Here is a 12,614-nt window from a genome sequence, read left to right on the forward strand (position 1 = left end):
CCCTCCCGCCCGCAGTGCCCGCGGCTTCGGCCTCGGCCGCCGCGCGTGCCGCGCTCGATGCCGAGGCCCGCAACAAGGGCATCCAGGGGCTGCGCTGAGCCGCCGGCCTGCCCCTTTCCACGCCACGCCCCATCGCGCTCACGCCCATGACCTTCAGCCAGTTCTTCACCATCGTCCGCGCCCGCTGGACCTCGGGCTTCCTCGTCCTCGCCGTGATCGTGGCGTGCGCGGTGGCGGTCAGCCTGTTGCTGCCGAAGCAGTACACGTCGACCGCTTCGGTGCTGATCGACGTGAAGCTGCCCGACCTGGGCGGCAACACCGCGGCGGCCGGCGGCATCGTGCCGCTGGGGTTCATGGCCACGCAGCTCGACGTGGTGCGCAGCGAGCGCGTGGCACTGCGGGCCCTGCGCAGCCCGGGCCTGAAACTCAACGAAAGCGTGGAGCTGCGCGAGCAGTGGCAGGCGGCCACCGGCGGGCAGGGTGACTTCGAGGCCTGGCTGGCGGCGTTGATCCAGAAGAAGCTCGACATCCTGCCGGCGCGCGAATCCAACGTCATCACCCTCGCCTATTCGTCGCCGGACCCCAAGTTCTCTGCTGCGGTAGCCAACGCCTTCATGCAGGCCTACATCGACACCACGCTCGACCTGAAGGTCGAGCCGGCCAAGCAGTACAACGCCTTCTTCGATGAGCGTTCCAAGCAAACCCGCGAGGCGCTGGAACAGGCGCAGGCCAAGCTGTCGGCGTACCAGCAGCAGAAAGGCATCGTGGCCACCGACGAGCGGCTCGATGTGGAGAACACACGGCTCAGCGAGCTGACCACGCAGATGGTCGTGCTGCAGGGTCTTGCCGTCGAATCGCGCGGCCGGCAGGACGAGGCGACCGGCAACAACGACCGCATGCAGGAAGTGCTGGCCAACCCCGTGGTGGGCGCACTGACCGCCGACCTGTCGCGCCAGCAGGCGAAGCTGAACGAGCTGAACGAACGCCTGGGCGACAACCACCCGCAGGTGGTGGAACTGCGCGCCAACATCGATGAGCTCCGCAAACGCGTGCAGGCCCAGACCAGCCGCGTGGCCGGCAGCCTGAACGCCAACAACAACGTGAACCAGGTGCGGTTGGCCCAGCTCAACGCCGAGATCCAGCAGCAACGCAGCAAGCTGCTGCAGCTCAAGGGCCAGCGTGACGAAGCAGCCGTGCTGCTGCGCGACGTGGAGAACGCCCAGCGCGCCTACGACGCCGTCCTCACCCGGGTGAACCAGACCAGCATGGAAAGCCAGAACACCCAGACCAACGTGTCGGTACTCAAGCAGGCCACGGCACCGGCGTTCCCGTCGTCGCCGCGGCTGCTGCTCAACGTGGCGGTGGCACTCGTCATGGGCACGCTGCTCGGCATCGGTCTGATGCTGGCACGCGAACTGCTGGACCGACGCATGCGCACCGTCGACGACGTGGTCACCGGGCTCCGCCAGCCGTTGCTGGTGACTCTGCCGCGCGCCAGCCGCAGCGCGGGGGGCGGCTCGCGACTCAAACTCACCAAGCGCGCGTCGTCCGTGGCCTCGCCGGCCCTGCCCGATCATGAGACGCGAACCGATCATCGCTCACCAGCCGCTCGGCGCCTCGGCCGGGCCGGCGGACGCCGACAGCCCCACGTTGTCCGCCGCCGAGGGCACCGAGGACGTGAACGACCTGCACGACCGCTCCATCGGCGAGATCATCCGCGACGCCAAGCGCCTGAACGACGCGCAGATCGACAAGATCCTCGCCTACCAGCGCAAGCACGGCCTGCGCTTCGGCGAGGCCGCGGTGGCGCTCAAGCTGGCGACCAACGACGACGTGCTGTGGGCGTTGTCGCAGCAGTTCCACTACCCCTATGCGCCTGACGGCAAATCGGATTGCGACCCGGAACTGGTGGTCGCCGCCAACCCGTTCAGCGAGCAGGCCGAAGCCTTCCGCGAACTGCGCAGCCAGCTCATGATGGGCGTGCTGAGCCTCAGCGAGGCGCGGCGCGCATTGGCCGTGGTGAGCCCCGACGTGGGCGATGGCAAGACCTTCGTCGCCGCCAACATGGCGGTGGCCTTCAGCCAGCTCGGCGGGCGCGCGCTGCTGGTGGACGCCGACATGCGCACGCCGCGCCAGCACAAGCTGTTCGGCATCGACAACAGCAACGGCCTCAGCAGCATTCTTTCGGGGCGCTCGCGGCAGAACGTGATCCACCAGGTGCCCGACCTGCCCACGCTGTTCGTGCTGCCGGTGGGCGCGGTGCCACCCAACCCGCTGGAGCTGGTGCAACGCCCGGCCTTCGGGTTGCTGATGCACGAGCTGCTGTCCAAGTTCGACCACGTGGTGGTCGACACACCGGCTTCGGTGCATGGGGCCGACGCCCGCGTGGTGGCCGCGAAGTGCGGTGCCGCCCTGGTGATCGGACGGCGCGGCAAGAGCCGCATGAAGAGCATGCAGACGCTGATCAACGCCCTGGCCAAGGGCCCCGCCCAGCTGGCGGGCGTGATCGTCAACGAGCAATAGGCTCCGGAGCCGCCGTGTTGCAAGCGCTTCGATCCCCAGGCGCCGACGGCGGCGTGGTGGCGCCGGCCCGCACGGGCGACGAGATCCGCGTCTCGGTGGTCATCCCCAACTACAACTACGCGCGCTTCATCGGCGATGCCATCGACAGCGCGCTCGCGCTCGACTGGCCGCACGTGGAGGTGATCGTCGTCGACGACGGTTCCACGGACGGCTCGCGCGAGGTGATGGCCCGCTACGGCCCGCGCATCACCGCGCTCCACCAGGACAACCAGGGCCAGGTGGGCGCGTGCAACACCGGCTTCGCGGCATGCCGCGGCAACGTGGTGATCTTCCTCGACTCCGACGACGTGCTGGACCCGAGTGTGGTGCGCGAAGCCGCCGCCGTGTGGCGGCCGGGCATCAGCAAGGTGCAGTTCCAGATGCGCAGCGTGGACGCCGCGCTGCGACCGCTGGGCAGCGTGTTGCCGCAGTACCACCTGGTGCCCACGCCGGAGGAAGCGCGCCGCTGGGTCATGACCACCAGCGCCTACCCCACCCCGCCGGGTTCGGGCAACGTGTACAGCCGCGAGTTCCTTCAGAAGATTTTCCCGCTCGACCACGCGGGCGGCCGCGCCGCCGACTCCTGCTGCATCGCCGCCGCGCCCTACCTGGGCGACGTGATCACCGTGCCCAAGCCGCTGGTGAGCTACCGCATCCACGGCCAGAACGACGGCGCCTTCAGCGAACTCGACACCCTGCGCTTCGGCCGCGAGGTGACGCGCGCCACGCAGCTGTTTGCCTATGCACAGCGCACGGCGGCGCGCGTCGGCATCCAGGTGCCGGACGACGCGGTGCGCTACAGCCTCACGCTGCTGCCGTATCGCGTGGCCTCGTACCGGCTGGCGCCCGATACCCACCCGCTGCCGCGCGACAACCGGCTCAACCTGATGGGCGACCTGCTGCGCGGCTGGGGCCGGCCGCAGGGCATGCGCCTGCAGGCGCGTGCAGCGATCACCCTGTGGACGGTGCTCGTGCTGGTGGCACCGGCACCGCTGGCGCGCCGGCTGGTGCTGTGGCGCTTTGCGCCCGGCACGCGGCCGAAGCTGCTGATGCAGTCGCTGCGGCAGCTGGGTGTGGTGCGGTAGCGGGCGGGCGCAGTCATGAAGATCCTTGTCGTCTCGCCTGTTCCGACCGATCCGGTCGACGCAGGCAACCGCGCGCGCATCGCCACCCTCACGCAGGAGCTTGTGCGTGGCGGCCACACAGTGCACTTCGCCTGTCTGCCGCTCGAGACCTGCGATGAAGGCGCGATGCGCGCCCGCTTCGGCGCCAACCGCCTGCACATGCTGCCCACGCCACCAGCCACTGGCGTGGCCGCACGCATGGCCGGCTTGCTGCGGCGCGCAGGCCGGGCACTGAAGATCGACGCCGCCTACCGCTGGCCGCTCGACGCCTGGTACGACGAGGCGTGCACAGCCGCGCTGCGGAAGCTGCAGGCGGCGCACCGCTTCGACGCCGTGTTCGTGGAATACGTATTCCTGTCGAAGGCCTTCGACGCCTTCGAGCGTGACGTGATTCGCGTGCTCGACACACACGACCGCTTCGGCCTGCGCCACAGGCACTACCTTGACGCGGGCATGAAGCCACAGTGGTTCTCGACCACGCTGTCCGAAGAGGAACGCGGCTTCCGGCGCGCCGACTACGTGCTGGCAATCCAGCCCACCGAGGCGCGCGACTTTGCGGCCCGCCTGGCTGGCGCCGCGACGCGCGTGCTGCAGGTGGGGCACCTCATCGACATCGGCGAACCCGTGAAGTCCGCTGACCGCCCTGCGGTGGTGTTCGTCGGCTCCGGCAATCCGCTCAACGTGCAGGGCGCGCGCTACTTCATCGGCCGCGTGTTGCCGCTCGTGAGGCAGCAGCGACCGAATGCGGAGCTGCTGCTGGTGGGCGGTGTCTGCACTGCGATCCCCGATGCGCCGGGGGTGGTCAAGCTCGGCTTCGTACCCGACCTGCGCGATGCGTTCTCTGCGGCGGGCGTCTTCGTCAACCCGGTGCTCGCCGGCACCGGCGTCAACATCAAGCTGCTCGATGCCATGGCCGCCGGCATGCCGATCGTGTCGACCACGTCCGGGGCGCGCGGTCTGGGCGAGCACGGCGGCTCCGCCTTCCTCATGGTTGAAGACGACGACGCGGCGGGCTTCGCTCGCGAGGTGCTGCGCCTGCTCGACAGCACGGCTGACCGCGCGCAACTGGCGCGCCGGGCGCGCGATGCGGCCCTCGCCTGGAATGCGGCGCAGCTCACCGCCCTGGAAACCGCATTGCAAGCACAGCAGCCAACACCGGCAACACACGCGCGGCCACCCCTTCCTGCAGAAGCCATCGCGCTCACCTTCCGCTCGGTGAACATCAAGCAATGACCTCATTGCATACCAAGGTCAGAGCCGGTCTGATCTGGTCCACGATCCAGAACTGGAGCATCCGCCTGAGCGGGCTGCTGCTGTTCATGTTCATGACTCGCTTGCTTTCGCAAGACCAGATCGGCCTTTTCGCTGCGGCTTCCGTCGTTCTGGCGTTGACTGGGCTACTGGCGGAGCAAGGTCTCGGCGAAGCGTCGTCCAGACTCAGCACATCAGCGAGGAGCAGTTGAACTGCGTGTTCTGGCTCAATCTCGGCCTTGCACTGCTGCTGGCAGGCGCACTTTGGCTCCTTGCGCCGACCATCGCCGCCTGGATGAGTCTTCCGACCTTGACGGATGTGCTGCGTGTGACGTCGGTGACGGTTCCGATTGCCGCAGCGGCATTCAGCCAAACGGCAATGAACAAGCGCGAGTTCCGCTACAAATGGCTCGCACAAGTGAATCTGGCATCCATCGTTGTAGCCGGCGTGATCGCAGTGACATTGGCCGCGGGTGGCTTCGGCGTGTGGAGTCTTGTAGCGCAAAGTGTGGTTGGCGCCACATGCGTCTCTGTGATGCTGTTGGCCCGGCCGCAATGGAAACTGTCGCGGCGGGTCGACATGCGTGGTACACGCTCGCTCGTCTCGTATGGCAGCTATCGGCTCGCGTCGAATCTCCTGGACTTTGCGAGCACGCGCTACATCGATGTGTTCCTGGTAGCGACTGTCGGGCCTGTGGCCTTGGCGGTGTACACGGTGGGTATCAAGGTCTACCAGGCGCTGATGCAAACGTTGAGCGCCTCGATCCTTGATGTCATCCTCAACGGCTTCTCCAGGCTTGCATCGGACCGCGAGGCTCTGCTTGCGGCCTACTACCGAAGCGTCACGTTGACGGTCACCGTTGCAGTTCCGGTGTTCTGCCTGGTCGCGGCAGTAGCGCCCTCGTTGACGGTGGTCCTGTTCGGCGAGAAATGGCTAGACAGCGCCGAGGTCATGCGCTTCATGTCGGCGCTTGCCGTCGTCCAGGTGGTCCAGTTCTACAACGTGACCCTGTACAACGCGATGGGCAAGCCTCGCGTAGGTTTGGTTCTCATGGTCGTCAAGATCGCCGTCACCGCGCTAGCGCTCTACCTTGCGCGAAATGACGGTCTGACCGGCATCCTGATGGCATTTGTGGCCAGCCAGCTGGCGATCACGCCGATCAATTTCTACCTCCTCCGGCGTCTGGTCGGCGTTTCGCTTCGGCGGCTCGCGGGTCGGTTGTGGCCCTTCTTCGCCGCGAGTGCCCTCATGGTGACGACGGTCGTGTTCCTCACGGCGCAGCTGTCGCATGCCCCGATTGGCAACCTGCTGCGCCTATTGGCTCTCACCGGCTGCGGGGGGCTCACCTATCTAGCGACTGTCAGGTTGCTAGCCCCTTCGGCTCTGAACGACACCTTGTCGCTTATCAAGCGGCCCCGCACCACCTGATCCTCAACTGGCGAGATTCACCCGTGCTTCGCAAACTTCTGGCTCACCCCCGTCAGTACTTGAAAAACTGGAGAGACGTTTCGTCCCTGCGGACTGCGGCACGTCGCGTGAACACACGGGAGATCAGTGCAGTTTCAGTGAGTTCCGGAAGGCTGTTGGTCTTGCCGTGCGACCCCTGGACGCTCGATGGGTCCAAAGGCGACGAGGCCATGATCCAAGGCTTGATTACCAAGCTTCGTATCGATCGTCCGGACTTGGAAGTTGGTGTCGTCGTCGCTTCGGATCAGGCCCGCGCCCGAGCCAAGGTTCTGGGCTTTGCACCGATTGACGCATGGGACTGCGGCTTTGAGGAGGCCGTGCGCGCCATGCTGGTCTTCGGTCCCGAATTGATGGTGACGATCGGGGCCGATGTGATGGATGGGTACTACAGCCCGCTCACCACTTCCAAGCTACTTCTGCTGTCGGATGCCATGGCGAGACGGGGTGTTCGCACGATCGTTTCGGGCTTCAGCTTCAACGCGTCGGCCAACCCGCTCGTGCGTGACGTCTTCGATGAACTGAGCGCGCGCATAAAGCTCAACGTGCGCGATCCAATTTCGTTCGATCGGTTCCAGCGGTTCACGCGCACGCCGGCCCGATTGGTTGCCGATGCAGCCTTTCTGCTCGAACCTCGCGCCGACTTCCCATCCATGGCAGAAGCCGCCGCATGGGTGCAGGCACAGCGCGATCTTGGCAACACCGTTCTGGGCTTCAACATGCACCCGATGCTGATCAAGAATGCGTCGGGGGAACAACTGGCTCGCCTGATCGACGCATCGGCAACGAGCATCTCAGCGGTCGCCGAGACGCGGCCCGTCGCCTTCCTCTTCCTGCCGCACGACTTTCGCGGAAAAGACGGCGACGACGCGTGTCTCGGTCCCATTTTCCGTGCGGTCTCCGGACGTCTGGGCGATCGCGTTCGCTATGACAGCACGCCGATCGCCGCGGCGAACCTGAAGGCGTTGGCCGGGCTAATCGATGGCGTGGTGACTGCGCGCATGCATCTGGCCATCGCAGCGCTCGGCATGGGTCGGCCGGTGGCGTCGTTGACTTATCAAGACAAGTTTCAAGGGCTCTTTGCGCACTTCAGCTATCCGGAGAAGTTCTTGTTGGACCCCAGTGGCGCGGCTGATGCCCAGCGTCTGACAACGCTGCTGAACGACTTCGTCGACAACCTTCCAGCCCTTCATCGGATAGTCGAATCTGCACTGCCGCAAGTAAAGAGCATTTCCGCTTCGCAGCTCAGCGAGCTTGCCACTTCGACACCAAGCGCGGCACGGGCTCGTGGAAGCTCGGTCGTGTCATGACACCGCCGATAAAGACGACAACGCCACTACGCATGAGCCCGCGACAACCATGACACATCGCGAATTTCCCTCCTTGGCCAAAGCGCGACTGCAGCACTATTGATTCGATACGAACTCAGATGTCGAAGAGAGTCCTCCTACTCACGTACATCTCCCCGCTGCAGAAATGGGGCTCGGCGCAGCGCAGCCGTCACCTCATCGACGCCCTGCTGCGCCATGGTGCGGTCGATGTGCTGGTGCTGCGCTTCGACGGGCGCGGATCAAGTGCACCGCCGGTGACCGTGGCCGATTTCCACGGTGCCCGCGTCGTCGAGATCGGGGTCACCGTCGGAAGCCTGTCGAGCCGACCGCGCTTCGACCTGCCTTCGGATCACGTCACTCGCACCGTGGAGCAGCACGTCGACCTGGCGAGCTACGACCTCATCGTGAGCCGCTACGTCAAGCCGGCCTTGAAGCTGCAGTTGCCGCCGCACGTGCCTGTCGTCGTCGACTTCGACGACGCGGTCTACGAGCCCCCGTGGCGCGCGCTCTCGACCCTCAAGATGTGGGTGGGCGCCTTCACGCGGCTGCTCAACGACCGTCTGCTCGTGCGGCTTCGCGTGGGAAGCCGGCCGCACGCGCACTACTTCTTCTGCCGCGAAGCCGAGCGCCGCTACTTTGCGGCCCTGCCCGGCTCGGTTCTCCCCAACCTGCCTGCCGCGCCTGAGCGCAACGGGCCTCCGCCATACGACCCGCCCAGCAGTCCGGCCCTGATGTTCATCGGCCTGCTCGACTACATGCCGAACACCGACGCCGTGGACTGGTTCCTGGCAGACATCTGGCCACGCGTCCGCGAAGCGGTCCCAGAGGCGCGATTCCTGGTGGTCGGGTCCGGCGCTGCGCCGCTGCTGGCGCGCTGGAGCCAACATGCCGGCGTCGAGACGCTGGGCTTCGTGGACTCGCTCGCCGATGCGTATGCGCAGGCCACCGCCTGCGTCGTGCCCATGCGCGGGGGCGCAGGCACGAACATCAAGGCGCTGGAGCCTTTCCAGTATGGCCGGCCGGTCATCGCCACATCCCACGTGCTGTCGGGCTATGACGGCCTGTTCCGCGACGGCATCGACATGCTGAGCGCTGATGATGCCGATGCGTTTGCGGCGCACTGCATCGCGCTGCTGCGCGAGCCGGCCCGCGCCGAGTCGTTGGCGCGCAACGGATACGAGAGACTCTGCTCTCGACTGAGCAAGGAGCATTTCATGGCGGTGGTCGATGCCGCCGTCGCACCGCTCCTCGCGTCATCGCCGAACCGACCTGCGCCCACAGACGCCATCGTCAGCAAGGGCACATGAACCGTTTCGGGTCGGCCGCGGGGTAGCTGCATGAACTGGCTCGCGCAACGGTTCGAACTGTCGCGCGGCGGCCAGGCAGACAACGTCCGGCCGATGGAGGGGCTGCGCGGCTTCGCGGTGTTCCTGGTTTTCCTCACGCACTACGCGAGCATGGTGACGCCGTGGATCGCGGACAGTCCCGCGACGCTGCAGCTGGCCTTCGGGCTGCGCGCCTTCGGCCACGCCGGCGTCGACCTGTTCTTCGTGCTCAGCGGTTACCTGATCTATGGCTCGCTGATGCGGCATCCGCAGCCGTTTCTCCGCTTCATGCGGCGCCGGATCGTCCGCATCTACCCCAGTTTCCTGGCCGTGTTCATCGCCTACGTGCTGCTGTCGTTCGCGTTTCCTGCGGAGAGCCGCATTCCCGAGCCGGCCACCGCAGCCGCCCTGTACCTGCTGCAGAACCTGCTGTTGCTGCCTGGGCTGTTTCCCATCGAGGCCATGATCACCGTGGCCTGGTCCCTGAGCTACGAGATGTTCTTCTACCTGGCCACGCCGGCCATCATCGGTGCGCTGGGCCTGCGGGCGCGCAGCCGCCGCTGGCGGGTGGCATGCCTTCTGGCGCTGGCCGGGGCGCTGGCGCTGCACGGAGCGCTCGCGGGCGGGCCCATCCGGCTCATGATGTTCGTGGCGGGCATGCTGCTGCACGAAGCCATGGTGCCTCCGCGGACCGTACCTCCCGTGGCCGGTCGCACGGGGCTGCTGGCGCTGCTGGTCGGCCTGGGCAGCATGCTGTTGCCTGTCGAGGGTAGCCGGGTCCTGCAGACGCTGCAGGTCTGCATCCTGTTCGTCGCGTGGCCGCTGCTCTGCCTGGCGTGCTTCCAGTCGCCGTCGGCCCGCTTGCCGCGCAGCTTCTCGTGGACGCCTCTGCGCTGGCTGGGCAACATGAGCTATTCCTACTACCTGCTGCATGGCCTGGTGCTCAATGCCGGCTTCCTGCTGCTCGCTTGGGCCTGGCCGCCGGCAGTTCAGGGGGCATGGCTGTTCTGGGCCGCGCTGCCCGTCCTGTTCGTGCTGACACTGGGGCCCACGGCGATGCTCTTTCTGCTGGTCGAGCGGCCGTTGTCGCTCATGACCACGCGCGCGCCGGCGCCCGCCCTCCAGGCCGGTCCCGGACAGCCGTTGCGTCAGGAGCGTGCGGTGGCCAGCCCCACGGAGCGCCGCAGCGACTGAAGCAGTTCACTGCGGTTGAAGCGCAGGTGCAGGAGCGCCGGCACGGCCCGCCGCGGCGCGAGCGCCAGCACGCTGAACCACCCCAGGTGACCCACGCGGTGCTTGAGCGACAGGGGCTCCGACACGATGAGTGACACCGCTCGCCGCACCAGCGACCCGGGCGAATCGTGCTCCTGGCCGGTGTAGGCCAGACCGAGCTTCAGCGCCATGAGCCGGTAGTTCAAGAAGGGCAGTTCGCGGTCCAGCACGTTGCCGGCCGGCAGGAACACGCCGCGCTGCTGCGCGTGCAGTTGCATGAAGGCCACTTCGCGCTGGCGGGTGTGGATGCGGAACGGCAGACGCGAATGGTCGGACCCGTCGCTGGACCACATGTTGGCGCCGTGCACCCGGTAGGCGCCCAGCACCTGTGGCAGCACCTTCACGTCGCCGTACACCGGCGCCACGGTGTTCAGGTGGCCATCGGGGCCGTGCTCGATGCGCAGCGGAAACATCGGCTCCAGAAACCAGCGCGAGTAGGCGTTGCCGGTGGTCACGGGCCAGCGGTAGGTGCCGGTGCGCAGGAAGGCGCTGCGGGCCTCGGCCGTGCCGTAGCCGCTGGCGAAGTTGCAGAAGCGGCGGCCGGTGTCGCGGCCGTCGGCGTCGATGATCTTCAGGTCGTACTGCAGCTTGGCGCAGGCTGGCGTCCAGGCCGCCGCCACGGCGGCCAGCGCGCCAGGTTCCAGCAGGTCGTCGGCGTCGAGGAAGATCACCACGTCGCCGCTCGATTCCGAGAAGCCGCGGTTGTAGGCGGCGATGGAGCCTGGTTCACCTGGTCGATCACCACCACCTGCGGCGCGTAGCGCTCGATCACTGCCAGCGAGCCGTCGGTGGAGCCGTCGTTGACGACCACCACCTCCGACTCGGGATGCGCCTGCGCCAGCGCGCTCTCGATGGCCTGCCCCACGTAGCGGGCGTAGTTGAAGCAGGGGATCACCACGCTGATCTTGGGCAAGGGGGATGTCATCTCGTTTCGGTTCCGCTGGGCTTGGCGTCCATCGACGTGTCCGACGCCGACGAAGATGTTGCATCGGCGTCCGTGGATGCTTCGGTCACGACGCGCCGGCCCAGCGCCACGCCGGCCAGCGGCATCAGGCCAATGAGCACCAGCGTGAAGTAGTTGTTCTCGGGCGTCAGCAGGTGCCCGCCCATCAGCAGCCACGAGAAGAACAACACGGCACGCAGCTGCTGCGGCACGCGCGGCCGGTACAAGGCCGTGGCGAACAGCGCGACGAAGGCGACGAAGCCGAGCAAGCCATATTCGAACAGCAGCTTGGCCCAGGTGGGGTCGTGGAAGTCATAGGAGGACGACGGGCCGAGCCGGTAGATGGTGCCGGGCCCGTGGCCCAGCCAGAAGCTCCAGGCGTCGCTCATCATCGTGTCGGCGATGACGCGGAAAGGCGCGACGTAGCGGATGTACGCGCTGCTGCGCTCGGAGCCGAACTCGCCGATGCGGCCGAGCGTGAACGACAGGTTCAGTGCGTCGCCCAGCACCAGCACCGCCAGGCCGCCGACCAGCGCCACCGCGCCCAGCCGCAGCACCGTGCGCAGGCCCAGCGGGAACAGCAAGCCGATGAACAGCGCCAGGATGCCGGTGCCCGAATAGGTGAGCAGCAGTGCCAACGCGAACGCGCCGATGCGCGGCAGGCGCTTGTAGAGCGCCACCTCGACCAGCAGCGCGAACGCCATGGTGAACGAGAAGCCCGACGGCTCGCGGAAGAAGAAACCGTTGGACTTGAACAGCGAACCGACCGGGATGACGGTGTTGAATCCGCTCGGCCCTCGCAGGATGAAGGGAATGGATTCGGTGAAGTCGAACAGCCACGGGGGCTTCATCACGAATTGGGTGAAGAACTGCGCGATGCCCGCGAAAGCGCAGAACAGCGCGATGTTGGAGAAGCAGCGCATCACCCAGTCGGCGTCGTTGCGCCCGGTGGGGTCGGGCTTGAGGACGAACAGGAAGGGCACGAACATCACCACCAGCAGCAGCAGCGACGAGAACGACGAACGGTCGATCTGCGAGAAGTTCAGGTTGGTCAGCATGCTGGCCGCCGCGACGGCGATGCACAGCACGTAGAGGAACACGCGCTCGACCGCAAAGCTCAGCCGGCTGGATGCCAGCGCCACGCCGAGCACGCCGAACATCGCCAGCAAGGTGACGTTGGCCGAATAGCTGCCGAAGTTCAGCCCGAAGCGCTGCAGCACGGTGGTGGAGAGCAGCAGAAAGACGATGGAGCCGCGCAGCGCCCTGCCCTGGTGCCGCGTGTCGGCAGCGTCCAGCGGCGCCTGGGCGTCGAACGGGGCCGTGGTGGAGAGGCTGTGCATG

General features: G+C 66.8%; 11 protein-coding genes and 1 pseudogene. 9 read left to right on the forward strand and 3 right to left on the reverse strand.

From position 1 onward, the window contains the following. Window positions 1–146: 146 nt before the first annotated feature. From epsF to Y694_RS05730, 9 genes and pseudogenes are all read left to right on the forward strand, one after another. Window positions 147–1,424 (forward strand): annotated as a pseudogene (gene epsF, locus Y694_RS05690) (chain length determinant protein EpsF); the annotation flags it as partial. A 253-nt stretch (window positions 1,425–1,677) separates the two neighbouring features. Further along, complete coding sequence (locus Y694_RS05695) at window positions 1,678–2,523, forward strand: polysaccharide biosynthesis tyrosine autokinase (protein ID WP_036230646.1); 846 nt, start codon at window positions 1,678–1,680, stop codon at window positions 2,521–2,523. 14 nt (window positions 2,524–2,537) lie between these two features. After that, on the forward strand, window positions 2,538–3,647 hold the full coding sequence (locus Y694_RS05700) for a glycosyltransferase family 2 protein (protein WP_231497555.1): 1,110 nt from the start codon (window positions 2,538–2,540) through the stop codon (window positions 3,645–3,647). A gap of 15 nt (window positions 3,648–3,662) precedes the next feature. Then, window positions 3,663–4,919 carry a glycosyltransferase family 4 protein gene (locus Y694_RS05705; protein WP_051495593.1) on the forward strand — a complete coding sequence of 419 codons (1,257 nt, stop codon included), beginning with the start codon at window positions 3,663–3,665 and terminating at the stop codon, window positions 4,917–4,919. After that, window positions 4,916–5,149, forward strand: coding sequence for a hypothetical protein (locus Y694_RS05710; protein WP_036230649.1), 234 nt, complete (start codon window positions 4,916–4,918; stop codon window positions 5,147–5,149). Before Y694_RS05705 ends, Y694_RS05710 begins: the two co-directional genes overlap by 4 nt. A 5-nt stretch (window positions 5,150–5,154) precedes the next feature. Further along, on the forward strand, window positions 5,155–6,366 hold the full coding sequence (locus Y694_RS05715; RefSeq protein WP_036230651.1) for an oligosaccharide flippase family protein: 1,212 nt from the start codon (window positions 5,155–5,157) through the stop codon (window positions 6,364–6,366). 209 nt (window positions 6,367–6,575) lie between these two features. Continuing rightward, window positions 6,576–7,712: a polysaccharide pyruvyl transferase family protein gene (locus Y694_RS05720; protein WP_155935788.1), complete on the forward strand. Its 1,137-nt coding sequence runs from the start codon at window positions 6,576–6,578 to the stop codon at window positions 7,710–7,712. Window positions 7,713–7,831: 119 nt separating this feature from the next. Then, on the forward strand, window positions 7,832–9,040 hold the full coding sequence (locus Y694_RS22425) for a glycosyltransferase (RefSeq protein WP_051495595.1): 1,209 nt from the start codon (window positions 7,832–7,834) through the stop codon (window positions 9,038–9,040). Window positions 9,041–9,070: 30 nt separating this feature from the next. Then, window positions 9,071–10,252 carry an acyltransferase gene (locus Y694_RS05730; RefSeq protein ID WP_036230654.1) on the forward strand — a complete coding sequence of 394 codons (1,182 nt, stop codon included), beginning with the start codon at window positions 9,071–9,073 and terminating at the stop codon, window positions 10,250–10,252. On the opposite strand, the gene Y694_RS05735 is transcribed toward Y694_RS05730, so the two are convergent. From Y694_RS05735 to Y694_RS05745, 3 genes are read right to left on the reverse strand one after another with little or no spacing between them, the layout of a single operon-like run. After that, entirely contained in the window at window positions 10,207–11,004 is a 798-nt protein-coding gene (locus Y694_RS05735; RefSeq protein WP_036230656.1) for a hypothetical protein, read from the reverse strand. The two genes, Y694_RS05730 and Y694_RS05735, sit on opposite strands and share 46 nt — an antisense overlap. Then, entirely contained in the window at window positions 10,998–11,255 is a 258-nt protein-coding gene (locus Y694_RS26440) for a glycosyltransferase (protein ID WP_197028744.1), read from the reverse strand. The genes Y694_RS05735 and Y694_RS26440 overlap by 7 nt, the downstream gene beginning before the upstream one ends. After that, entirely contained in the window at window positions 11,252–12,613 is a 1,362-nt protein-coding gene (locus tag Y694_RS05745; RefSeq protein WP_036230666.1) for an O-antigen ligase, read from the reverse strand. The genes Y694_RS26440 and Y694_RS05745 overlap by 4 nt, the downstream gene beginning before the upstream one ends. Window position 12,614: the final 1 nt, after the last annotated feature.

It is taken from the genome of Methylibium sp. T29-B (assembly GCF_000576225.1).
GTDB lineage: Bacteria > Pseudomonadota > Gammaproteobacteria > Burkholderiales > Burkholderiaceae_C > Methylibium > Methylibium petroleiphilum.

Excerpts from the sequence above, each read along its gene's own strand:
- Y694_RS05705 (WP_051495593.1), top strand. The coding sequence starts at position 3,663 with ATGAAGATCCTTGTCGTCTCGCCTGTTCCGACCGATCCGGTCGACGCA.
- Y694_RS05710 (WP_036230649.1), top strand. The coding sequence starts at position 4,916 with ATGACCTCATTGCATACCAAGGTCAGAGCCGGTCTGATCTGGTCCACG.
- Y694_RS05720 (WP_155935788.1), top strand. The coding sequence starts at position 6,576 with ATGATCCAAGGCTTGATTACCAAGCTTCGTATCGATCGTCCGGACTTG.
- Y694_RS22425 (WP_051495595.1), top strand. The coding sequence starts at position 7,832 with ATGTCGAAGAGAGTCCTCCTACTCACGTACATCTCCCCGCTGCAGAAA.
- Y694_RS05730 (WP_036230654.1), top strand. The coding sequence starts at position 9,071 with ATGAACTGGCTCGCGCAACGGTTCGAACTGTCGCGCGGCGGCCAGGCA.
- Y694_RS26440 (WP_197028744.1), bottom strand. The coding sequence starts at position 11,255 with ATGACATCCCCCTTGCCCAAGATCAGCGTGGTGATCCCCTGCTTCAAC.
- Y694_RS05745 (WP_036230666.1), bottom strand. The coding sequence starts at position 12,613 with ATGCACAGCCTCTCCACCACGGCCCCGTTCGACGCCCAGGCGCCGCTG.